The organism is Pseudofrankia coriaricola (genome assembly GCF_001854805.1).
Classification (GTDB): domain Bacteria; phylum Actinomycetota; class Actinomycetes; order Frankiales; family Frankiaceae; genus Pseudofrankia.
On the sequence record NZ_MBLO01000258.1, the window covers coordinates 57,995 to 80,369 of the forward strand.

Sequence of the window (22,375 nt, forward strand, 5' to 3'; positions counted from 1 at the left end):
AACGTCCGCGAGGAGGCGCGCATGAGCACCGGCACCGGCACCGGATCGGTCAGCGACGAGGAAGTGCTCCTGGCCTACCCCGAGACGCGTCTAGATCACCTCAACGTCCGGTTCTACGCCGGCCTGCTGCGTCACGAGCTGCTGGCGAACCGCTGCGCGGACTGCGGGACCTGGGCGGCGCAGCCGCGCCCGCTCTGCCCGGCCTGCTGGTCGACGAACGTCGCCCTGACGCCGGTGGCCGGGCGCGGGACCGTATACATGCTCACCCGCCTGTTCCAGGGCCCGCCGGCGACGGACGTCGACTATGCGACCCCGTGGCCGCTGGCGGCCGTCGAGCTCGCCGAGCAGCCCGGTCTGCGTTTCGCGGCCTCGATCGTCGACTGCCCGCCCGAACGGCTCGCCGTCGGCCTGCCCGTCGAGCTCATCTGGATCACCCGCGCGGGCGCGCCCTGGTACGCCTTCCGCCCGGCGGACCCGATCACGGAGGTGTCTGCGTGAGCGCGCGTAACCGGGCCAAGGACAAGGTCGCCATCGTCGGCGTCGGGCTGTCGCCCTACGCCCGCGACCGCGGCGCCACGACAGAGCTGTCGATGGTGCTGGAGGCGACCACCGCGGCGATCCGCGACGCTGGCCTGTCGGGCGCCAACATCGACGGCGTCGTCGGCGGCGGCCTGCACACGGGCGGGATCGACCCCACGGCGGTCGTGTCGGCGCTGGGCCTGGACGACGTGACCTACTGGTCGCACGTCCGCCCACCCATCATGAACCATCTGCTCGCGGCGGTCGGCGCGGTCTGCTCCGGGGCCGCCGAGACCGTCCTCGTCTACCACTCGGTGTACCGGCTGGGCGGAACCTCCCGGGGGGCGGGCGCCGACCCGTTCCGCCGACGCGCCGGCTTCGGCGTGGCCGACGGCCGGGCAGCGAGCGGCGAGGGCCACACCGACGGCGAGCCCTTCGGGATGTTCGGGCCGGTCGGCTACGCGGCCTGGGCCAGCCGCTACCTCGCCGAGTTCGGCCGCACCCGGGAGGACTTCGGCCTGGTCGTGCTCAACGACCGGGCGAACGCCGCTCGCAACCCCCACGCCGTGATGCGGGCGCCGCTGACCATGGACGACTACCTCGCCGGCCGGATGGTCCGCGAGCCGCTGGGCCTGTACGACATGGACCTGCCGGTCGACGGCGCGGACGCGTTCGTCGTCACCGGCACGGAACGCGCCCGCGACCTGGCAAGGCCGCCGGTACTCGTCCACGCGGCGAGCATGGGGATGACCCGCCACCCTGAGGAGCACCTCACCGAGGACCTGGCCACCACCGGGCAGGCGGTCGTCGCGCGCGACCTACGGGCCAAGAGCGATCTGTGGATCGAGGACACGGATGTGTTCCTCCCCTACGACGGCTTCTCCTTCCTCACGCTGCGCTGCCTCGAGTCCTACGGCTGGTGCAAGCCGGGAGAGGCCGGCGACTTCCTGCGCGCCCACCGCGCCGACGACGCCGGCCGGGTCCTCATCGACGGCCGGGTACCGATCAACCCGCACGGCGGCAGCCTGTCCGAGGGCGGCTCGCAGGGTGCGGGCCACGTCCGAGAGGCCGTCACCCAGCTACGTGGCGTGGCCGGGGAGCGTCAGGTGCCGGCAGCGCGGGTGGCGTTCCTCACGCCCGGCGGCATGTTCTTCAACGCCCAAGGGCTCATCCTGCGCGCCGACGACTGACGACGACTGACCCCGCGGCGGCCCGGGCCACCGGCTGGCGCCGCCGCCTGAGCGACGGAACTCATCACACGACGCCGACCTCCGCCTCCAGTTGTGCCTCCCCACGCCGGCTCCCTCCTCCAGGAGAAGATCGACATGCCTGTGTACCGCCAGACGTTCGGCGACGTCCTGCGCGACCATGCACGCGCCTACCCGGACCGGCTCGCCTTGGTCGACGGCGAAGCGCGGCTGACCTGGCCGGAGCTGAACACGCGGGTCAACCGGCTCGCCGACGCGCTGCGCGCCACCGGGACCGGCGAGGGCGACCGGATCCTGTGGCTCGGCCAGAACTCGGCGCGCGTCTACGAGCTGCTGGCGGCCGCGGCGAAGATCGGCGCGATGGTCTGCCCCGGCTACTGGCGCTGGTCCGTCGACGAGACGGCCTTCGCGATCGAGGACTTCTCCCCCGCCGTCGTGGTCTGGCAGGAAGCCGAGATCGGCGAGACGGTGCGCGCCGCGCGGGCCCAGGTCGGCGACCGGCACAAGGCACTGTGGCTCCAGCACGACGCCGACGGGCCGGACACCTACGAGGCGTTCCTCGCCGGCGGCGCCGACCTCGATCCGGAGACCGAGGTCTCCCCCGACACCCCCCTGCTGGTCATCTACACGGCCGCCGTCTCCGGCCGCCAGTGCGGATCCCTGCTCTCGCACACCAACCTGATCGGCATGGGGATGACGACCGCCTGGGCCGGCGACATCGGCGCCGAGACGGTGTTCCTCAACTCGGGTCCGATGTTCCACATCGGCAACTTCCAGTACTTCGGCATCTCGACGTTCCTGTTCGGCGGCACGAACGTCGTCCTGACCCGCGTCACCGCCTCCGAGGTGCTGCGCCTGCTCGCCGACGAGCGCTGCACCCACGCCTACCTGATGCCGGCCACGATCGCCGAGGTGGTCGCGCTCCAGTCGACCGAGCAGCGCGACCTGTCCCCCCTGCGGGCCACCTTCGCCGCGCCCCTGTGGAACGGGGTCGTCGAGTCCGACCAGAGCCGGTTCGCCCGCATGGGCGGCGGCCTCGGGCAGGGCTATGGCCAGACCGAGCTGGCCGGCATGAACGTGCTGCGCTGCTACGGCAACGGCGGGGCGAACGCCGGGCGGCCCTCGCCGCTGCTGCAGGTCCGCCTGCTCGACCCGGAGGGCCGCGAGGTGCCGGCCGGGGAGGTCGGCGAGATCTGCGCCCGCGGCGACCTGGTCAACCTCGGCTACTGGAACCGCCCTGAGGAGAACGACCGCCGGTGGGCGCACGGCTGGTGGCACACCCGTGACGCCGGCCGCCGCGAGGCCGACGGCAGCATCACGTTCGTCGGCACGCTGACCCGGATGATCAAATCGGGCGCGGAGAACATCTTCCCCGCCGAGGTCGAGCGCGCGCTCGAGGCTCACCCGTCGGTCCGGGAGGCGGCGGTCATCGGCATTCCGAACGAGCGCTGGCTGCAGGACGTCAAGGCGGTCGTCGCGCTCGCCGACGGCGCGACCGTGGACGCCGCCGAGCTGATCGAGCACTGCCGGACGCTGATCGCGACCTACAAGAAGCCCAAGACGATCGAGTTCGTCGACGCCCTCCCCCGCGTCGGCGGCTCCGTCGACTACGACGCCCTCGACGAGCGCTTCGGCGGCGGTGGCTACCCAGGTGGCAGCCACCTCGGCGCCGGACGCTGACTTTCTCCTGGGCCGCGCGACCTGGTGGGGTGTGCCCGGCGCGGCTGCGCCGGGCACACCCGTGGTCACAGCAGTTGGTTGCCGAAGTCGATCGGGATCTGCGCGCCGGTGAGGAACCGCGCGTCGGCGGAGACGAGCCAGGACACCACCGCGGCGATCTCCTCCGGTTCGGCGATCCGGCCCACCGGCAGCAGCTGCCCGAGCACCCCGAAGACCGCCGGGTCCAGGCCACCAGTCCGGGCGGCCCGCCCGTGGTCGCGCCCGGCCTCCCCCGGCGCGAGGTCTTCGCGCACGTTCGCCATCGGGGTGTTGACGCCGTGCGGGTGGATCGTGTTGACCCGGATGTCGTGCCCGGCAAGCTCCAGGGCGAGCACGCGGCACAGCCCGACGAGGCCGTGCTTGGACGCCGAATAGGCGGCGGCCAGCGGGAGGCCGCGCAGCCCGGCGATCGAGCTCGTTAGCACGATCGACCCTCCGCGACCGGTCTCGACCATGGCGGGGACGGCGGCGGCGCAGGTACGCCAGGCCCCGGACAGGTTGACGTCCACGGTCGTGAGCCAGGCGTCCTCCGTGAGATCCACCGTCGGGCCGCCGGTGGCGATGCCGGCGTTGGCCACGACGATGTCCAGGCCGCCAAACCGTTCGACGCCCTCCGCCACCACGCGACGTAACGCCGCGAGGTCACGGACGTCCGCGACCCGCGCGACGACACCTCGGCCGGTCTCGCGGACCAGCCGGGCGGTCTCCTCCAGGTCGGCGAGCGTGGCCGGCGGGATCCGCGACGGCGGCACGGGTGCGCACACGTCCACCGCGATGACGTCCGCGCCGTCCCGCGCGAGCCGTACCGCGTGGGCCCTGCCCTGGCCGCGGGCCGCACCGGTCACGAACGCGGCTTTCCCCGTCAGGTCACCCATCAGCACCTCCCCTTTGGCATCAATTAGTTGTATCTTTTAGCTTATGCGATACCGGGACTCCGTCGATCGTCTCGCGCGCCGGTCCGCCGGCCGTTACCGGCACGCGGTGGTGCACCATGGCTGATCTGCTGGTCAAGGGAGGGCTGCTCGTAGACGGAACCGGCGCGCCGCCGCGCGCGGCCGATGTCCGTGTCAGGGGCGGCCGGGTCGCCGAGGTCGGGCCGGGCCTGGCCGTGGCGGGCGAGCGCGTGCTGGACGCGGCCGGCGCCGTGGTCGCGCCGGGGTTCATCGACAACCACACCCACGTGGACCCGTCCCTGTGGTGGGACGCCTCGTGTGACCCGATGCCGCAGCACGGCGTCACGACGGTGATGATGGGCAACTGCTCGCTCTCGCTGGCGCCGGTGCGCGCCGCGGACCGGGCTGGCGTCACCAGTCTGTTCTGCTACATCGAGGACCTGCCCGAATCCGCCTTCGACGCCGCGATCCCCTGGACCTGGGAGACGTGGCCCGACTATCGGGCCGCCGCGGCGGCCCACGGCCTAGGCGTGAACGCGGTCGGGTTCGTCGGCCACACCCCGCTGCGGTTGTTCGTCATCGGCGCGGAGGCGTGGGAGCGGCCGGCGACGGAGGCCGAGCGGGCCGAGATGGCGCGTGTCCTCGACGAGAGCCTGGCCGCGGGCGCGCTGGGCCTGTCGTCGTCGCTGGGCTTCGACGAGGACCGCGAGAAGCGCCCGGTGCCGAGCCGGCTCGCGGACGAAGCCGAGCTCGCCGCGCTCCTGGACGTGGTGGCGGCCCATGGCCGCGCGGTGCAGTTCATCCCCGACCAGACCGGCGGGCGGGCGATGCGGGCCGACGTCGAGCGGATGGCCGCCCTGTGCGGCCCACGCGGGATCATCCACACCTGGATCGGCGTCTTCCACGACGCCGACCGCCCACACGCGGCCACGCGGATGCTCGACCACGCGCTCACCCTCCAGCAGCGCGGCGTGCGGACCCTGCCGCAGGTCTCGCCGCGCACGCTGGACATCCGGGTGAACTGGTTCGGCGGCATGTCATGGTTCGCGCTGGCCGAGAGCTGGCACCGGATGGTCCAGGCGGACGCCGTCAGCAAGTGCGCGCTGCTGGTCGACCCAGCCTGGCGGGCGCTTGCCCGCGAGGAGTGGGACCGAGTCCCGCGCACGATGATCCCGCACAAGTTCCCCGAACGGATGCGCCTCGTCGAGGTCCGCCGCCCGGAGCTGAACCGATGGGTGGGCGCGACCCTGGCCGACCTGGTCGCCGAACGCGGCGGCCACCCCTCCGACGTGCTCGCCGACTGGGTGCTGGCCAACGACCTGGATCCGGGCCTCGTCGGTGTCGGTGTCTCCAACTCCGATCCCGACGGGGTCGCGGAGACGCTCACGCACCCGGCGGCGCTGATCGGCAACAGCGACGCGGGCGCGCACCTGCAGATGATGTGCGCCACGGGCGACAGCACACTGTTGCTCACCCGCCACGTCCGTGACCGCGGCGACCTGTCTCTCGAGCAGGCGGTCCACGCGCTGACCGGACGGCAGGCGGAGGCCTTCGGGCTGCGTGGGCGCGGCGCCGTGCGCGCGGGCGGGGTCGCGGACCTGGTCGTGTTCGCCCTCGACGAGCTGGCCTGGCAGCCCGACGTCTTCGTCGACGACCTTCCGGCGGGCGGCTCCCGGCTGCGCCGCCCGCCGGGCGGTTACCGCTACACCGTCGTCGCCGGCAAGGTCACCCAGGAGGCAGGCGGGCTGACGGGTGCCCGTCCGGGCCGGTTCCTGGCGGCCGGCTGAGAGCCCCGCGACGTGGGCCCGCCGGGCCCGACAGGGACGTTGAATGTCCAGACGTACCGCGCGGTGTTCGCGCGATCGTGTCAGACAACCTTGCTGGCTGCTGGAGTTCCTCGAAGCGACGTGCCCAGCGCAGGAGCACGTCTTCGACCCCGCGAAGCTCGGACTCGCTGACCTCGGCGAGGAACTGCCGCTCGATGGCGTCGATGTGCGGATCGCAGCGTTCCAACAACGCCGTCCCCGCGGGGGTCAGGCGCGTGAGGACGGCCCGGCCGCCGGACGGGTCCTTCGCGCGGGCAAGGAGACCTCGGTTGTCGAGATTGGCCAACAGCGCCGACATCGTCGCGGCAGTCACTCCACAGCGGCGAGCGAGTTCAGCGCCAGACAGGGGCGTGTCCTGCGACAACGCGGTGAGGACGGCATACTGCGCCAAGGTCGCGCCCTCCTCGGCCAGCAGCTCGTCGGCCACCGCTGTCCAGGCTCGGCCAAGACGCCGCAGCGCCGCCATGGCGCGCGTCCGCGGTGCCGGTTGTCCGACATCCTCCGAGGCGCCCCGCGGCCGGCGACGTTCATCGGCGCGCGCCACATCGCCCTCCCCTCGCCAGCCGTGACCCGAATCTTGTCACGTGGCCGCCGCCTTCACTGTCACGTTCCCGCCAGGACGGAGCTCGGCTCTGCCATCGTCCACCCGAAGAGACGCTCGGCGTTTCCATGAGCGACCAGTTGAGCCTTCTCGTCAGGCATGCCCTGCAGAAGTTCTCCCATAACCGTCTGTGTGTCGGGATAGCTGGTGTCGACGTGCGGGTAGTCGAGCTCGGCGAGGATGTTCTCGATGCCGATCAGATCATGCAACCCGATGCCCGTCGGCTCATCGATCATGCAGACGGACATGTTGCGTCGAAAGACTTCGGAGGGCCACGGGTGCGGACGGTTCTTCTCGAACCCGTGGCGCGCCCAGGCGCGGTCAGCGCGCTCCAACGCCGCCGGGATCCAGCCGATGCCGCCCTCGGCGAACACCAGCCTGACGTCCGGGAACTTGCGCGGCACCGGGCTCAGCATGAAGTTGACGGAGTCGATCCAGGAACCGATCGTCAAAGCCTGCGGGAGCGGAGCGTCCACTCCCGGTGATGGGTTGAAGGTGCTCCCGTCGGAGCCGATGTGCATGCAGATCGGCAGGCCCTCCGCCGCACAGATCGCCCAGACCGGGTCCCAGCACTCATCCCAGATGTTCGGTAGCCCGAGGGGCGCCGGGTTGCTCACCCAGCACAGCGCCTTCGCGCCCTTGGCCACGCAACGGCGCACCTCGGCCGCTGTTGCCTGGGGGTCCCAGAGCAGGCCGAGCGTCATGGGGACGAACTGGCCAGGCGGGCCTCCGGGGCACCACTCGTCGAGGATGAAGTCGTTCCATGCGCGCACGCAGACTGCGGCGAGTTCCTTGTCCTCGAAATCAAGGAATCGCGCTCCCCCGAAGCGCGGGAATGATGGGAACGAGATACTGGCGTAGACGCCGTTGGACTGAAGATCTTTCGCCCGCTCCGCCGGGCGGTAGCATGCGGCTTTCATGTCCTCGAAGCGGGCGAGCCCCCATCGAGCCATCTGGTCAAGCGTGTCGAGCGGCATGGCGGCCTGCTCCCCGCCACCCAGTCGGAACCGGGCCGCGTCGACGCCGTACGCGATGGTCGGGAAGACCTGGTTCTCGTAGACCCAGACCTCGCGGCCTTCCCGTTCGACCACGCGAGGCGCGTCATCCCGAAACCTCGCCGGGACGCGGCTGGACCAGACGTCCGGCGGCTCGATCACATGGTCGTCGACACTGAACAGTCGATACACCGGCAGCCCCCTGAGCGCAGGTTGTCGTGCCCTATCTTAGGGGCCTACCATACCTCCATGGCGCGGCAGGCGCCGTCGCGGCCAGATGCCGCACGTTTCGAAGACCCTCGACGGGTGGTGATCAGCAAGTGCACGTTCATCCGGTTCGGCCAGAGCCCCGGGTCGGTCCCCTTGCGGAGAGCGAGTGGACCGAGGAGATGCGTGAGCTCCTCTCCTGGGGGACGCCTGACGGGCAGCCGCGCCGAGCGGAGTACCTCACCACCCTGGTGCGGCACCCGAGGCTGTACCGGCAGTACGCGCGATACGCCACCTTCCTCCTCACCAGAGGGACGCTGCCCGGGCGGGACCGCGAGCTGGCTGTCCTGCGAAACGCCTGGCTGTGCCGAGGCCAACTCGAGTGGGGCGAGCACGTCGAGATCGCGAGGGAGGTCGGCCTCACCACCGCCGAGATCGAACAGGTGATCGCTGGACCCGATCACGAAGCCTGGGCGCCGGACGATGCGGCGATCATCCGGGCCGTCGACGAACTTCACGCGGACAGCGTGATCAGCGACGAGACCTGGGCGATACTCGCGCAGCGGCTGGACGCGCCGCAACTCATCGAGCTGATCCAGCTGGTGGGCACCTACGCGATGACCGCGTGGCTGCAGAACTCGTTGCGAGTCCTGCTCCGTCCTGGCAACGCGGGGCTGGCCGCGCGCTGACGCCAGTGAGGCGGACAGGGCTCAGATCGCGCCGACCGCACGCAGCCGCGCCACATCCGCCGGGCCGTATCCGAGTTCCCGCAGGAGCTCGTCGGTGTGCTCCCCGAACGCGGGCGCCGGCCGCCGCACGCGGTACGCCGGCTCGCCGACGACGACCCCAGCCCGGCCGGTGTAAGTGAAGGGCCCCGCGACCGGGTGCACGTCGTCCGTGAAAACCCCACGGGCGGCAAGGTGCTCGTCGGCGAGCAGGTCGGACGTGCTGGAATAGTTGGGGCCGATCGGCAACTCGTGCTCGCTCGCCACGCGTATCCAGTCGCGCAGGTCACGGGTCCAGAAGATGCGCTGGAGCGTGCCGCGAAGCTCGACGTCGCCATACGCGAAGTCAACGGGTCCAGCGGTGTCTTTGCGCGACGTGAGGTCCGCACGATCGACGAGCTCGCAGAACCGGTCCCAGAACTTGTGCTCGATGCAGCAGAACAACACAAATTTCCGGTCCGCCGTCTCGTAGTACTGGTATTTCGCGGCGTCGGACTCCTCGCGCTCCGGAATGACGCCTCGCCGGTCACTGATCCTTTCGTCGTTCAGGTACTGGCACAGCGCCCGCCAGCCCGACACGACGACGGCGTCCGCGGCCGAAACGTCGATGTGCGCACCGTTGCCGGTGCGGTTCCTGCGTAACAGGGCGGAGGTAATGCTGTACGCGGCGTGCAGGGCGGCCACATCGGGGCCGATGCCCACGCCGAAGACGCCGTGGGTCATCTTGGCATTCGCGGCATGCGTCAGGCCGTCCTCACCCATCGCGACGGGGGTGCTCGCGGCAAGAGCATTCATCATCTGACCGTGGGTGGGGATCGCGGCGTAGGGCCCGATGCTCCCAAAGCCGCTCACCTGGCAGTAGATGATCTCTGGCCGCCGTTGTTGCTGCTCCTCGTAGCCGATCCCGAGCCTGGAGCAGGCGTCCCCGGCGAACCCGTCGACGAAGACGTCCGCCGTCTCAAGCAGCTTCCAGAACACCTCGCGACCCTCATCGGTGCGAAGGTTGAGAGCGACGGACCGCTTGTTCTTGTTGCACTGAAGGTGGGTCACGCTGTACCGCGGCACCACCTGACCGTGCATGTCCCGCACATAGTCGCCGCGCGGGGGAGCTTCGATCTTGATGACGTCCGCCCCTTGGTCGCCGAGGTACATGCCCAACGCGTCTCCGTTGAGCAGGACGGCCGCCTCAAGTACGCGGATCCCCTGAAGGAAGTCAGTCACGAGACCGTCTCCTCAACCACTCTCCCGGCGCCTCGACGCGGGGCTTCGAGGCCATTCGGCGCTCCTCAGCTTAGGCTATGTTCGCCCTCTAATATAGCAGCCATAGTAGCACCAGGCGAGCGATGCGCCGAATGAGGCACGGACGTCGACGACCGGCGTCCCGCTGGTGTTCGCCGAAGCCCTCGCGCGGGTTCGCCGCACCCGGCCCTTGACCCGTAAGCCTAATCGCTTACAATGTACGTGGTTGGGCCCGCGGGTCGGATGAGCCGTTCCAGCATTCCCGCCGAGACGCCCACCACTCTCCATGATCAATGAAGGGGGCCGCGATGAGCGTGAGCGCTGCCGACAAGGCGACTGGCGCGTTCGATCATCATTCCGCCGACTATGCGTGCCGATGGCGAGAGATCAACTTAGAGTTGCGAGCGCGGTGTCCCGTCGCGCACAGCGATCAGCACGGTGGATTCTATGTGCTGACCCGGTATGCCGATGTCGCCCGCGCCATCAAGGACGACGCGACGTTTGCTTCGCGACACGAACCGGAGCCGGAGAGCATCTACCTGGGAATCGTCCAGCCCCCCACCCCTGTCGTTTCGGTGCCGATCGAGATGGATCCGCCCGAGTTCTTCGACTACCGCAGGATTCTCAATCCGCACTTCTCGCCCGCGGCGTCCGAACGCTGGCGCCCCTTCGTCGTCGACGTCACGACGGCGATGCTCGATCGCGTTGTCGAGACCGGGCAGATGGATGTCGTCGCCGACCTGGCGAGCCCCATACCCGCTCTGCTGACCGCCGCGACCCTCGGCCTGCCGCTGAACGACTGGCCCCTCTATTCCGAGGCCTACCACGCGATCGTCTACAGCGTCCCGGGCACCCCTCGCTTCGACGAGGCCGCCGCAAAGGTGATGCACAGCCTTCAGGTCTGCGCCGAAACGGTCGCGCACCGCCGCGCCGAGCCTACTGACGATCTTCTCAGCGTCCTGGCGACAGCTCGCGTCAACGACGAGTCGCTGTCCGACCAGAGGATCATGGAAATCTGCAACCTGGTCCTCGCCGGCGGCAACGACACGACAACGGCGCTCGTCGCCAACGCGATGCACTGGTTGTCCGCCCATCCGCGGCAGCGCGCCTGGCTGGCCGAGAGCCCGGAGCGGCTGGCGCCGGCATGCGAGGAGTTCCTGCGCTACTTCACGCCGACACAGACGCTTGCCCGAACCGTCACGACGGACGTCGAGATCGGCGGCACGCTACTGCACCGCGGCGACCGTGTCCTGCTCAATCTGGGAGCCGCGAATTTCGACCCCGAGGTCTTCGAGCGTCCCGACGAGGTCGTCCTCGACCGCTTCCCCAACCGTCACCAGGCCTTCGGCCTCGGCATCCACCGTTGCCTCGGCTCCAATTTCACCCGCATCGAGTTCGAGGTGATCATCGGCGAGGTTCTCCGCCGCATCCCGGACTTCGTCGTCGACGAAGAGCACGGCGAGCGCTATGAGACCATCGGCCAGGTAAACGGCTGGTCCCGCATGCCCATGGCCTTCACCCCCACCAACCGAATCGGGGGCACGGCTTTCACGCCGTGAAGATGCCGGTGCAGTCGCGAAGATCTTACTGAGGGTCCCCGTGACGAAGACACGGGGACCCTCAGCACGCGAAGTGGTCGCAACGACGCTGACTGCTTCAATCCAGTGCCCTCGACCGCTGCGCGAGGGATGTCGGCTCGGTCAGCGAAGCACACATAGGCACGACTCGCGCGGAGCCGTGCGCCGCGGTGGTGCCGTCGTCACTCCTCGATGACGACGGCGCGCTCGGGGCATCCCCGCGCAGCCAGCCTCGCCGCCGCATCGAGTTCGCCTGGCACCTCCTCGACAAGCGTGACAGCGTGGCCGTCGTCGGCCCGGAGATCGAACAGCGCCGGCGCGTTCATCGCGCACAGCGTGTGGCCCTGACACACGTCCTCGTCCACCCGGATACGCACCGACTGAGTTCCTTCCCATCCTCGGATCAGCGTGTCGATCAATCCCGGACCGTCCCAGGTGAAGGCCCGCGGCATAAGACCTTGCGGGGGCGCGACGATCGGCGACGCCGGCGCCCGTTGTGCCCGCGGCTACTTGATGTTGGAACCGAGGTCGATGCCGAAGACCTGACCGGTGACGTAGCGAGCCTCGTCCGAGGCGAGGAACAGCAGGGCGTTGGAGATATCGATCGGCTCGACCCACGGCTGCGGCATGAGGTTGACCGTGTTCGTGAAGATCGGCACCGCGTCCTCCTTCGTCGGGTGCTCCAGATCCGGCCGAAACAGCCGGTACAGCCCTTCGTTGAGGACCATGTCGGTGGCCACCGTGCCGGGGGTCAGCGCGTTGACGCGGATGTTGTAGCGACCGACCTCGTTGGCGAGGCTCTTCATGAAACCGATCACGCCGAACTTCGATGCGCAGTAGTCGGCGAGATTCGGTACACCCTTGGTGCCCGCGCCCGAACTGGTGAGGATGACGGAGCCGCCGCGCCCTGCCTCGATCATCCGGGGGATGCAGACGGAGGTGGTGTTCCACACCCCGGTGAGATTGGTATTGAGGACGTCGGCCCACTGCTGAGCGGAGATGTTCCAGCTTTCCGGCCCGAAGGGGCTGATGCCGGCGTTGGCGCTGACGATGTCGATCTGGCCGAACTCCTCGAGGCCGGCGTCGAGCGCGGCTTGGAGGCTCGCGCGGTCCCGGACGTCGCCTCGGCGGGCGACGATTCGGCGGCCCGTCTTCTCGACGAGCGCCACGGTCTCGTCGAGCTGATCCTGCTCGGCCTGCCGATATGTCATCCACGGGTATGCGTCCGGGGTGACCAGGTCGACCGCGATGATGTCCGCGCCCTCCGCCGCGAGCCGGACCGCGTGCGACCGGCCCTGGCCCCGCGCGGCACCCGTGATGAAGGCGACCTTGCCGTCGACACGACCCATCTCCGCCACCTCCTCCCTCAATGTTTCAACGGTTCTCGAAATCCGAATCTACGGTGTAAATAGATAGATGTGTAGCCAATTTTGTCGGCAGCTGGCGGCAGGCGGAGCCGATCAGGTGGGTGGTCGGCCGGGGATGAAGGCGCGCGCTGGGTATCAGGCAACGGTGACCCGCTGACGAATGCCCGGGAACTGTTCCCGGCATGGCTCTGGAATCTGAGCACTCGTGATCGGCACCTGTCGCCGAGCCGAGACAACCAGGTCAGTCCGTGCGATGAAGGCGCCGGCCCACGTCGTCGGTCAGGCAGGCAGGTGGAGCTCGACCAGGCCGTCGCCGGCCGCCCGACCGGCCACACCCGTGCGGGCACGCTCGAACCGGGTGGCCCTGGGGCCGACGGTGGTGACGAGCAGCTCGCCGGCGCCGTCGTCCTCGAAACGCCACTCGGCGGTGTCGTAGGCGAGCGGCGCGCCGGGCGACGTGCTCGTGGTCAGGGCAACCGCGGGACCGATCAGCGCGAACACGCCGCACGCGGCGCCGGCCGCCCGCAGCGGGCTGACGGCGTCGGGCCGGGCGAGCAGGACGGGGACGGCGGCCACGTTCGCGAGCAGGTCGCGCTGCACCAGAGCCGAGGCCACCTCTCCGGGCAGCCCCAGTAGCACCCGCACGGGCAGCCGGCGGGTGAACATCTCGACCCGGCCCGCGTCCCAGGCGAACCTGTCGGCATGGGCGACGGTCGCGCGCAGCGCGCCGGCGGCACGGGAGAAGGGCTGAATCCAGCCGCCCTCGAAGGGCCCGGCCACCGGGATCAGCACGTCGCCGTAGCCGAGGCCGGTGGCACCGAGCTGGCTCGTCGCCCACTCCGTGTCGCGCGCGACGTCCTCATGGCTGATCGCGAACTCGACGGCCTCGCCGGTGTACCACCACGAGATGCCGAACAGCGGCTGACGTGGCAACCGCAGCGCGGCCTCGTTGACGGACTGGAGCGTCATGATTTCGCCACCCTGGGCACCTTGGCCGCCGATCCTCGTCGCAACAGCGCCTCCTCCGTCTCCAGTGCGATGTCCACCAGTTCGACTGGCAGCCGCACGACGTCGGCGACGGACGCGGCGAGGCGGCCAGCGAGCCCGTCCAGATCGACCTCGCGGGAGGCGTCGTAGCCCACCCGCAGCCGTAGCCGTTCGACCTCCCGGGTCGGGCGGATGATCTGGAACAGGCCCGTCTGCGTCTCGTCGACGCGCTCGACCGCCGTCCAGACCTCCTGCGGCAGGACCGCGCGCCCAGCGACGACGGTCTCGTCTCCGCCCCGGCCGAGTACCCACACGCGGGGCGATGTTCGGCCGCACGGGCACGTGGCGGTGCTGTGCCGGACCAGGTCACCCGTGCGGTAGCGGATCAGCGGCGCGACGTCGTTGTCGAGCGCGGTCACCACCATCTCCCCGACCTCGCCCTCGGCGACCCGCTGTCCGGTGGCCGGGTCGACCACCTCAAGGAGGACCTCGTCCCACCACAGGTGGTAGCCGTCGTGCTCGGAGCATTCCCAGGCCAGGCCGGTGTCGCCCGCGCTGGTGTAGACGAAGACGTCCAGGCCCCACTCGGTGGACAGCCGCGCACGCATCCGCGCTCCCAACGGCTCGCCGGCGAACGAGACCGCCTTGAACGAGTCGAACAGCTTGCGCAGGTCGTGGCGGGCGGCGAGGTGTTCCAGCTCGACCAGGTTGGGGCTCATCAGCTGGGCGTAGACCGGCCGGTGCTGTTCGACGACGCGGAGCACCTCGCCCCAGTTGCCCATCCAGGTGTCGACGAGAAGTGGGACCAGTCCCAGCGCGCGGAACGCGTCCTCGATCCAGCCTCGGAAGATCGCGGCGTTGCACAGCACACGGTCGCCGGGTCGCGCCCCCATCATCCATAAGGCGCGCAGGTAGCCGGCGGGTAAGGGTGCGCAGGCGAGGCCCGGCCACACCTCGCTGAAGAACGTCGGGTCCCCGGTGGTTCCCGAGCTCGACGTCACGGTGGTCAGGTCCGCCGGGCCGACGCACAGCAGGCCGCCGAAGCCGTCGCCAGTCCGGTCACGGAACGCGCGGACCGCGTCCTTGTCCATGAAGGGGACCAGGCGGCGGAAGTCCGCCGTCGACGTCACGTCGTCCGGCCGCAGACCGGCTGAGTCCCACGCCTCGCGGTAGAACGCCGAGCGTTCGTGCGCCAGCTGGACGACCTCCAGCAGGCGCTTGGTCTGTTCGCTTTCGATCCTGTCCGCCGGGGCGGTCTCCAGGTCCGGTTCGAGGTAGGTCACCCTCGCTCCTCCTCTCTCCCGTCCGGCGCCGACTGGTCCCCGGACGCTCGCGCGGACTGGTCCTGCTCGGCGAGCCACGCCTCGTGGCGCGCGAAGTGGTCGACGTCCCGGGCCACCAGCACCGCCTGAGCGGCGGCCAGCAATGCCCCGGTCGAGGCGAGCGTCAGTTCGGCTTCGACGTGCCAGCGGCGCCCTTCCCGCCCGGTCAGCCGGGCGGTGGCCCGCAGCGGCCAGCCCACCGGCACCGGTTTGACGAAGCGAACCGCCAGCTGGCCCGTCACCGCCAGCTGGCCATGAAGCAGCGGCACATGCCCGACTACCTCGTCGAGCACCCCTGCCGTCCACCCGCCGTGCGCCACCCGCGGGCCGCCCTCGGACTCCCAGGGGCAGGTCAGGGTGTAGACGACGCCGCCGTCCACCAGCTGTTCGGTCTCGATCCCGAGCCGGCAGCGTTCCGCCGTCTGGCAGCCGCCGCACAGCGCGACACCGCTGGCAGACCGTCCGGGACGCTGCCAGTCACCACCAGCCCACGCCTCGTCTGTTGTGTCAGGGACCACAGCGCGAACATACATCTTAGTTAGACGATTAGCCACCAGGCTCCCGCTCCCGGAGGCGCCGCCATGCCATGGCGCGCGCCGCGGCCGCCCCGGGACACGGCCCATCACTAGGTACTATTAGAGAAATAATTTCAACGAGAGGCGGCGCGGCATGGCAGTCGGCGGCACAGCGGTCGGCGGCAGCTCGGCGGTCCGCGGCACAGCAACGGCCGAGAGCGCCCACCCCATGGTCCGGCCGGTCGGCCAGCAGATCCGCGTGCCGAAGACCGCCGAGCTGGTGGCCGCGCAGCTGCGCCGGCAGATCATCAAGGGTGAGCTGCGCGAGGGTGAGGCCCTCGCGCCCGAGTCGGTCCTCATGGAGCAGTTCGGCGTGTCGCGGCCGACACTCCGCGAGGCGTTCCGGGTCCTCGAGGCCGAGGCGCTCATCAGCGTCCGACGCGGTGCCCACGGCGGGGCTCGGGTGCACGCGCCCAACGGGGAGATCGCCGCCCGCTACGCCGGCCTGGTGCTCGAGTTCCGGGAGACCACGGTCGGCGACGTGTTCCAGGCCAGCTCCATCATCGAGCCGCCGTGCGCCGCGCTGCTCGCCGGCACCTGGTCCGAGGGCGACACCGACCGCCTGCAGGAGCTGTACGAGGAGGCCGAGCGGGTCAAGAACGACCCGCTCGCGCTTCTCGACGCCCAGGACCGCTTCCACCTTCTCCTGGTCGAGCTGACCGGTAACCAGACCCTCACCGTTCTGACCGGCATGCTCCGCACCATCGTCGACCGGGCGAACCGGGCCTACGTCACCGCGGAGGCCGCGCTGCCCGCCCAGCGTCGGGCGGCGCTGAAGGGTCAGCGCGCGCACGCCAAACTCCTCGAGCACCTGCGCGACCGGGACGCCGACAACGCCCAGAGCCTCTGGCGGCGCCACCTCGAGGAGCAGGGCGACCACTTCCGCACCGGCCCGGGCGCCCGCACCGTCCTCGACCTGCTCGGCTGACCGCGCCCCGCCCACCGCGGCCGGCGGGGCGCGAAGCGCGGCGGGCGGCGCCCGTCCCGACCGCCTCAGACGGGCCCCGTCAAGCCGAACGCCGCCGACGCAACCCCGGATACCGGCCACAACCCGCTACAGACCCCAGACATCCAGGCCACACCCCCGACGAGGGTAGAACGGCGCGCCAGCTCCTTCCCGGGGTCCCTGCCGGATCGGTGAAGCCGATCCGGCAGGTCCGGGGCGCGCAGCGCCCGCCCTACTCGGCGGTGGCCGTCGTCTCCGGGTCGCTGATCTCGGCGTAGAAGGCGGTCCAGGTAGGCCAGATTTCGGGAAGCTCGGCGGTTGGGGCAAGCCCAACGTCTTCGAGGGCCCACTTGAGGCGGTCGCCTGTGGCGGGCTGCTCAAGGACGTCGGCGTTGTACCAGGAACGGGGGCGGCGGCTCCGGAAGTACCAGCGCCCGTCTCGGCGCGCGTACCGGTCGCTGTACTGCATCGCCTGCACCACCCAGTGCCCGCCGACCTTGTGCTCGGCCCGACAGTGCACGGTGCCCCGCGCGGCGTCCGGGTCGGCGGGGTCGAGGTCGATGACATGGCCGGCTACCAGGTGCACCGTCGTCGTGAACGGCGCTCGGCGGCCGACGAGGTCGACGAAATACTCCCGCAGCGCCGCGCGCCCGACACCGTTCGCGCACCGCACGTCGTCGACGAACAACCCTGTCAGCGTGTCGAGGTCACGGGCATCGACAGCGGCGGCGTAGCGCGCCGCCAGGTCCCGGATCGCCTCCCGTGCCTCCAGCACCGCCAGCTGGGCGCGAACGGCCGCCAACTCCTGGTCACCCAAGGCGTCTCTCCCCTCACGGGCTCGGTCGAGCCACGTGGGCCGAGGGGACCCTGCCGCGGCGACGCCGACGCTGACACGATATTTATATCCCAAGTCAAATCATTTAACGATAGGAGATGCCGTGGCCCACAGGCAGGTCTGGCGGCACGCCGCGGCGGTCGCGTCCGTCGCGCTCACGTCGGCGATCGTCGGGTGCTCCGCGCCCGCCGGATCGACCGGTTCGACCGGCACAACCAGCTGCCCCAGCCCAGGGGTCAGCAAGGACGCGATCAAGGTCGGCCTCGTCTACCCCGACAGCGGGCCGTTATCCGGACCGTTCAAGACGGTCCGAGCCGGCGTCGAGGCACGCATCGCCAAGCAGAACGCGGCCGGCGGCGTGGGCGGCCGCCGCATCGAGGTCACCTGGCGCGACGACGAGTCGGACCCGTCGGCGAACCTCACCGCCGCACGCGATCTGGTCGAGAACGTGGGGGTCTTCGGTCTCCTCGAGGAGACGGCCGTGGCCTCCGGGTCCGCCTCCTATCTCGCCGACAAAGGCATCCCCGTCGCGGGGATCGTGGCCGAGTCGGTATGGGGCCAGTACCGCAACATGTTCGCGTTCGCCTACCCGTACACGACCGGCCCCTCGGTCACGACGCTCGGTACCTACGTGGCCAAGGCGGGCGGAACCCGAGCCATCATGGTGGTGAGCGCGGTCAACCCGTCCTCGCACGGCGTCGCCGAGAAGGACGCCGCCAGCCTCCGGTCGGCGGGGGTCTCCGTGGTCGGGCAGGTCAGCTACGCCGAGCAGGTGACAGGCTCCCAGGTCGTCGTGGACGCTGCCCGTGACCAGCAGGCCAATGTTGTCGTCGCCGAGCTCTCGGGCGACGCGCTCGCCACGATCGTCCAGGCGCTTCGCGCGGCTGGAATCTCCCTCAAGGCCGCCGTCGGGCCGGACGGCTACGACCGGAGCCTGCTCGGGAGGTACGGAGCCGACATCGCCGGGATGTCCGTCTACCTCACCACACCCTCCTTCCAGGCACAGTCCGCGGCCCTCGACGCCTATCGGGCGGCCATAGCGACCTACGCACCGGAGCAGGCCGACGCCCAGCAGGAGACCACGTTGCAGGGCTACATCACCGCCGATCTGTTCGTCCGCGGTCTTGAGGCGGCGGGACCGTGCCCCACCCGCGCGGCGTTCCTCAGCGGGCTACGCGCCGTGCGCGACTATGACGCGGGGGGCCTGCTCGCCCAGCCGCTCGACATGACGGCCGGGTTCGGACAGCTCAACACCTGCTACAACTTCGTCCGGGTGAACCCGGCCGGCAGCGACTTCGACGTCGTCCCCGGAGGGGCCGGCCCAGGCGGCCAGGCCTGGTGCGGCCACCGCATCGAGGGCTGAGGACCGAAGGAGAAATGCCACGCAGGGCCGGGTGGCCGACGAGGGATCGCCGTCCGCCCGGGCTCGCCGGACCTCCCCGGGGTCACCCGGCCAGCGTCTTCTCCAGGGCTGCCGCGAGCCTGTCGAGAACCGGCAGGACGACGTCGGCCTTCCCATCATCGATCTTGACCAGTACCCGCTCGACGCCGAGCGCCGCCGCGCGCTCGACCGCGGCGGGCAGCTGGCCGACGCGCATGCCCGCGCACAGGGCGGTGACCCGGACCGTCGCCGGGTCGCGCCCGACGGCCTCGCAGTGCCGGCGCAGGGAGGCGAGCCAGTCGTCGAACACCGGCTCCAGCAGGCGCGAGCCCATCGGGATCCAGCCGTCGGCCCACGCCGCGATCCGCCGGAAGTTCCGCTCGCTCGCCGGCACCCCCAGCAACACCGGCGGGTGCGGGCGCTGGGCTGGCTTCGGCCAGGCGTGGCTCGGCGCGAGAACGCGCTCGGTTACGCAAGGCTCGCGGTGGCGTAGCCGGTGACGACCTCGGCGCCGTCGCCGTTGACCGTCACGACGTCGAGGTCCACGACCGGGACGCCGTCCTCGTCGCGGACCTCGCGGACGCTCAGCCGGGCGGTCAGGCGGTCACCGGGCCAGACCTGGGCACGGAAACGGACGCCGTAGCGCAGCAGCCGGCCGTCGCCGACCCAGTCGGTGACGGCGCGGGCGGTCAGGCCCATGGTGAGCATGCCGTGGGCGAAGACCCCCGGGTATCCGGCCGCCTCCCGGGCGTACCTCTCGTCGGTGTGCAGGGGGTTGTAGTCACCGGACACGCCGGCGTACATGACCATCTGCGTCCGGGTGAGGTCGTCGGTGAGGACGACCTCCCGGGCCGCGCCGACGGCCAGGCCGCTCCCACTCATGCGTCCTCCCCTGTCTCGACCGGCCGTTCCGGCCGGACCGACACGCCCCGCGCGGTCACCACCAGCTCGCCCGCGCCGTCCCGGTACTCGATGACCGTCTCGACGAAGACCATCCGGCCGCCGCGACGGCCCGTCTTCTCCCAGGTCTTGCCCGGTCGGCTGGTCACGGCGAGGACATCGCCGGCCCGCAGCGGGCGGTGGTACTCGAAGTGCTGCTCGGCGTGCAGTCCACCGCCGCCGGCCGGCCGCGCATCCACGCCGGTGGCCGCGCGGCCCGAGCCGAACCAGGGCTCGCCCGGTCGGGGCCGCAGCGGGTAGTCCGGGTCGTACTGCGCGCCGGCCTGAACGAACGTCGGCGGGGCGATGATCGCGCCGGCGTCGCTGTCCTTGGCCGCCTCGGGGTCGGCATACACCGGGTTCGGGTCACCGACAGCCCGCGCGAACAACATGATCTGCCCCGCCTCGACGGGGAAGCGGTAGTCCGCCATCTGCCCTCCTCGACCTCTCGCGCCAATATAACTATCTCATTAATATGATTTCATCAGATCGAGTGTGATCACGTGGAGGTGGCCATGGGCGACGAGGTGCTGTTGCTGGACCGGTCGGGACCGGTCTGGACCGTCACGCTCAACCGGCCCGCGGAGCTGAACTCCTTCGACGCGGCGCTGCACCGAGCCTTCAACGACGTGTGGCGCGAGGTGGAGGACAGCCGCGACGTCCGCGCGGTCGTGCTGACCGGCGCCGGCCGGGCGTTCTGCGCCGGCGGCAACCTCGACGACTTCCCCGTGCTGCACGCCGACTTCGCGCGCCGCCGGCGCACCATGCGCGACGCCCGCCGCGTCGTCACCGAGATGCTGGACGTCCACGTCCCGGTGGTCGCGGCCGTCAACGGCCCGGCGGTAGGCCTCGGCTGCACGCTGAGCACGCTGTGCGACATCGTCTTCATCGCCGACGACACCTACCTGGCGGACCCGCACGTCGCCGTCGCGCTCGTCGCGGGCGACGGCGGCGCCGTCACCTGGCCGCACCACACCGGGCTGCTGACCGCCAAGCGCTACCTGCTCACCGGCGACCGCATCCCGGCCGCCGAGGCGGTCCGTCTCGGCCTCGCGACGTTCGCCGTCCCCCGCGAGCGCCTCCTCGACGAGGCGCGGGCCTTCGCCGAACGGCTGGCCGCGCTGCCCCACCAGGCCGTGCAGGAGACGAAGGCGCTCCTCAACCAGCAGCTGCGCGCCTCCGCGGTCGCGGCGCTCGGCTACGGCCTGGCGGCCGAGAGCCAGTCACACGACACCGCCGAATACCTCGCGGTGCCCGACCAGTTCGCCCGTCAGAAGGCCCGCCGGAAGGGCTGACGCGCCCGTCCCGAACACGACCGAGAGGACCTCATGAAGATCGACGCCAGCCTCGGCAAGGACATCTCGGCCACGAAGGCGGGCGCCCGCGCGATCGAGGACGCCGGCTACGACGGAATGTGGATCGGCGAGACGAAGCACGACCCGTTCCTGCAGGCCCTGCACGCCGTCGACGCGACCGACACAAGCACCGTCGGCACGGCCATCGCGATCGCGTTCGCGCGCACCCCGATGACGCTCGCGAACAGCGCGTACGACCTCGCCCGCTACTCCCGCGGTCGCTTCGTCCTCGGCCTGGGCTCCCAGGTCAGGCCACACATCGAGCGCAGGTTCTCGATGCCGTGGTCGCACCCGGCGCCGCGGATGCGCGAGTTCGTGCTGGCGCTGAAGGCGATCTGGGCGGCCTGGCAGGACGGCACCCCGCTGGACTTCCGCGGCGACTTCTACACGCACACGCTGATGACGCCGTTCTTCGCGCCGCCGGCGCACGAGTTCGGGCCCCCGCCCGTATTCGTCGCCGGTGTCGGGGAGGTCATGACCGAGGTGGCCGGCGAGGTCGCCGACGGGTTCTTCGTGCATCCGTTCACCACCCGGCGCTACCTCGACGAGGTCACGCTTCCCGCGCTCGAACGCGGGCGCGCCAAGACGGGCAAGACGCCAGAGGGCTTCGCCGTCTGCGGGCCGTCCTTCGTCACCGTCGGGCGCGACGAGCGGGAGCTGGCGACGGCGGTAAAGGGCACGAAGGACCAGATCGCGTTCTACGCCTCGACGCCCGCCTACCGCCCGGTGCTGGACGTGCACGGGTGGGGCGACCTGCAGCCGGAGCTGACGCGGCTGTCCAAGCAGGGACGCTGGTCGGAGATGGGCAAGCTGATCACCGACGAGATGCTGCACGAGTTCAGCGTCGTCGGGACGCCCGCCGACGTCGCCAAGAGCCTGAGCGCGAAGCTGGCCGCAGTGTCGACCCGCGTCTCGTTCTACGCGACCTACGAGTCGGACCCGGCCGTCTGGCCCGAGGTGCTGGCCGCGCTGCGCTGATACCTGAAGCGGCCTCCGGGCGCGCGAGGCTTCGCCATCGTCGCGCGCCCTTCGGCCTGACACAGTTCCCCAGCCTCCGAGCCCGGCCGGCAAACCCGGGCCCAGGTCCCACCTTGACCGACAAGGATCACCCCGCTGCTTGAAACCCAAGCGCAGCGCACTCAACCGAACAGCGGAACGT

General features: G+C 70.7%; 23 protein-coding genes. 10 read left to right on the forward strand and 13 right to left on the reverse strand.

What is annotated here, in order from left to right:
• Window positions 1–21: 21 nt before the first annotated feature.
• The 3 genes from BCD48_RS37775 (at window position 22) to BCD48_RS37785 (ending at window position 3,407) form a co-directional block, all read left to right on the forward strand.
• Entirely contained in the window at window positions 22–498 is a 477-nt protein-coding gene (locus BCD48_RS37775; protein ID WP_071053192.1) for a Zn-ribbon domain-containing OB-fold protein, read from the forward strand.
• Window positions 495–1,709, forward strand: coding sequence for a thiolase C-terminal domain-containing protein (locus BCD48_RS37780; protein ID WP_071053193.1), 1,215 nt, complete (start codon window positions 495–497; stop codon window positions 1,707–1,709). The genes BCD48_RS37775 and BCD48_RS37780 overlap by 4 nt, the downstream gene beginning before the upstream one ends.
• A 135-nt stretch (window positions 1,710–1,844) precedes the next feature.
• Entirely contained in the window at window positions 1,845–3,407 is a 1,563-nt protein-coding gene (locus BCD48_RS37785; protein ID WP_071053259.1) for an AMP-binding protein, read from the forward strand.
• Window positions 3,408–3,472: 65 nt separating this feature from the next.
• Here the strand turns inward: BCD48_RS37785 and BCD48_RS37790 are convergent, their stop codons facing one another.
• Entirely contained in the window at window positions 3,473–4,321 is an 849-nt protein-coding gene (locus tag BCD48_RS37790; RefSeq protein WP_071053194.1) for a mycofactocin-coupled SDR family oxidoreductase, read from the reverse strand.
• A gap of 116 nt (window positions 4,322–4,437) precedes the next feature.
• On the opposite strand from BCD48_RS37790, the gene BCD48_RS37795 reads away from it, so the two are divergent.
• On the forward strand, window positions 4,438–6,126 hold the full coding sequence (locus BCD48_RS37795) for an N-acyl-D-amino-acid deacylase family protein (protein WP_071053195.1): 1,689 nt from the start codon (window positions 4,438–4,440) through the stop codon (window positions 6,124–6,126).
• Here BCD48_RS37795 and BCD48_RS47835 read toward each other — a convergent pair.
• Together BCD48_RS47835 and BCD48_RS37800 are read right to left on the reverse strand one after the other, a co-directional pair.
• Window positions 6,065–6,631, reverse strand: a complete 567-nt coding sequence (locus BCD48_RS47835) for a MarR family winged helix-turn-helix transcriptional regulator (protein WP_083419801.1) — start codon at window positions 6,629–6,631, stop codon at window positions 6,065–6,067. The two genes, BCD48_RS37795 and BCD48_RS47835, sit on opposite strands and share 62 nt — an antisense overlap.
• A 137-nt stretch (window positions 6,632–6,768) precedes the next feature.
• Window positions 6,769–7,953 (reverse strand): amidohydrolase family protein, encoded by a 1,185-nt coding sequence (locus BCD48_RS37800; RefSeq protein ID WP_071053196.1) that lies wholly within the window; start codon window positions 7,951–7,953, stop codon window positions 6,769–6,771.
• 197 nt (window positions 7,954–8,150) lie between these two features.
• Between BCD48_RS37800 and BCD48_RS37805 the strand changes: the two genes are divergently transcribed.
• Window positions 8,151–8,657, forward strand: coding sequence for a carboxymuconolactone decarboxylase family protein (locus tag BCD48_RS37805; protein ID WP_083419802.1), 507 nt, complete (start codon window positions 8,151–8,153; stop codon window positions 8,655–8,657).
• 21 nt (window positions 8,658–8,678) lie between these two features.
• On the opposite strand, the gene BCD48_RS37810 is transcribed toward BCD48_RS37805, so the two are convergent.
• Window positions 8,679–9,914 carry a CaiB/BaiF CoA transferase family protein gene (locus BCD48_RS37810; RefSeq protein ID WP_071053198.1) on the reverse strand — a complete coding sequence of 412 codons (1,236 nt, stop codon included), beginning with the start codon at window positions 9,912–9,914 and terminating at the stop codon, window positions 8,679–8,681.
• A gap of 326 nt (window positions 9,915–10,240) precedes the next feature.
• Between BCD48_RS37810 and BCD48_RS37815 the strand changes: the two genes are divergently transcribed.
• A complete protein-coding gene (locus BCD48_RS37815) occupies window positions 10,241–11,491 on the forward strand; it encodes a cytochrome P450 (protein ID WP_071053199.1) in 1,251 nt (416 codons plus the stop codon).
• Window positions 11,492–11,691: 200 nt separating this feature from the next.
• Here BCD48_RS37815 and BCD48_RS37820 read toward each other — a convergent pair whose 3' ends face one another.
• From BCD48_RS37820 to BCD48_RS37840, 5 genes are all read right to left on the reverse strand, one after another.
• Window positions 11,692–11,874 carry a ferredoxin gene (locus BCD48_RS37820; protein WP_241842311.1) on the reverse strand — a complete coding sequence of 61 codons (183 nt, stop codon included), beginning with the start codon at window positions 11,872–11,874 and terminating at the stop codon, window positions 11,692–11,694.
• A gap of 141 nt (window positions 11,875–12,015) precedes the next feature.
• Window positions 12,016–12,858 carry a mycofactocin-coupled SDR family oxidoreductase gene (locus BCD48_RS37825; protein ID WP_071053200.1) on the reverse strand — a complete coding sequence of 281 codons (843 nt, stop codon included), beginning with the start codon at window positions 12,856–12,858 and terminating at the stop codon, window positions 12,016–12,018.
• 297 nt (window positions 12,859–13,155) lie between these two features.
• The gene (locus BCD48_RS37830; protein WP_071053201.1) at window positions 13,156–13,845 is read right to left on the reverse strand and encodes a hypothetical protein; all 690 of its coding nucleotides are present in this window, start codon (window positions 13,843–13,845) and stop codon (window positions 13,156–13,158) included.
• Complete coding sequence (locus BCD48_RS37835) at window positions 13,842–15,146, reverse strand: phenylacetate--CoA ligase family protein (protein ID WP_071053202.1); 1,305 nt, start codon at window positions 15,144–15,146, stop codon at window positions 13,842–13,844. Before BCD48_RS37835 ends, BCD48_RS37830 begins: the two co-directional genes overlap by 4 nt.
• Window positions 15,143–15,703 (reverse strand): PaaI family thioesterase, encoded by a 561-nt coding sequence (locus BCD48_RS37840; RefSeq protein ID WP_241842312.1) that lies wholly within the window; start codon window positions 15,701–15,703, stop codon window positions 15,143–15,145. The genes BCD48_RS37835 and BCD48_RS37840 overlap by 4 nt, the downstream gene beginning before the upstream one ends.
• 151 nt (window positions 15,704–15,854) lie before the next feature.
• Here BCD48_RS37840 and BCD48_RS37845 point away from each other — a divergent pair, with 151 nt between their 5' ends.
• Window positions 15,855–16,688: a FadR/GntR family transcriptional regulator gene (locus BCD48_RS37845; RefSeq protein WP_083419805.1), complete on the forward strand. Its 834-nt coding sequence runs from the start codon at window positions 15,855–15,857 to the stop codon at window positions 16,686–16,688.
• Between the two features lie 250 nt (window positions 16,689–16,938).
• On the opposite strand, the gene BCD48_RS37850 is transcribed toward BCD48_RS37845, so the two are convergent.
• Complete coding sequence (locus tag BCD48_RS37850; RefSeq protein ID WP_071053203.1) at window positions 16,939–17,523, reverse strand: nuclear transport factor 2 family protein; 585 nt, start codon at window positions 17,521–17,523, stop codon at window positions 16,939–16,941.
• Window positions 17,524–17,644: 121 nt separating this feature from the next.
• On the opposite strand from BCD48_RS37850, the gene BCD48_RS37855 reads away from it, so the two are divergent.
• Window positions 17,645–18,904 (forward strand): ABC transporter substrate-binding protein, encoded by a 1,260-nt coding sequence (locus BCD48_RS37855; RefSeq protein WP_071053204.1) that lies wholly within the window; start codon window positions 17,645–17,647, stop codon window positions 18,902–18,904.
• A gap of 82 nt (window positions 18,905–18,986) precedes the next feature.
• Here BCD48_RS37855 and BCD48_RS37860 read toward each other — a convergent pair whose 3' ends face one another.
• From BCD48_RS37860 to BCD48_RS37870, 3 genes are all read right to left on the reverse strand, one after another.
• The gene (locus BCD48_RS37860) at window positions 18,987–19,328 is read right to left on the reverse strand and encodes an LLM class oxidoreductase (protein ID WP_071053205.1); all 342 of its coding nucleotides are present in this window, start codon (window positions 19,326–19,328) and stop codon (window positions 18,987–18,989) included.
• 62 nt (window positions 19,329–19,390) lie between these two features.
• Window positions 19,391–19,804, reverse strand: coding sequence for a MaoC family dehydratase (locus tag BCD48_RS37865; RefSeq protein WP_071053206.1), 414 nt, complete (start codon window positions 19,802–19,804; stop codon window positions 19,391–19,393).
• Window positions 19,801–20,292 (reverse strand): FAS1-like dehydratase domain-containing protein, encoded by a 492-nt coding sequence (locus BCD48_RS37870; protein ID WP_071053207.1) that lies wholly within the window; start codon window positions 20,290–20,292, stop codon window positions 19,801–19,803. The genes BCD48_RS37865 and BCD48_RS37870 overlap by 4 nt, the downstream gene beginning before the upstream one ends.
• Before the next feature lie 84 nt (window positions 20,293–20,376).
• On the opposite strand from BCD48_RS37870, the gene BCD48_RS37875 reads away from it, so the two are divergent.
• Entirely contained in the window at window positions 20,377–21,156 is a 780-nt protein-coding gene (locus tag BCD48_RS37875) for an enoyl-CoA hydratase/isomerase family protein (protein WP_071053208.1), read from the forward strand.
• A 33-nt stretch (window positions 21,157–21,189) separates the two neighbouring features.
• On the forward strand, window positions 21,190–22,194 hold the full coding sequence (locus BCD48_RS37880) for an LLM class F420-dependent oxidoreductase (RefSeq protein WP_071053209.1): 1,005 nt from the start codon (window positions 21,190–21,192) through the stop codon (window positions 22,192–22,194).
• The last annotated feature ends 181 nt before the right edge of the window (window positions 22,195–22,375 follow it).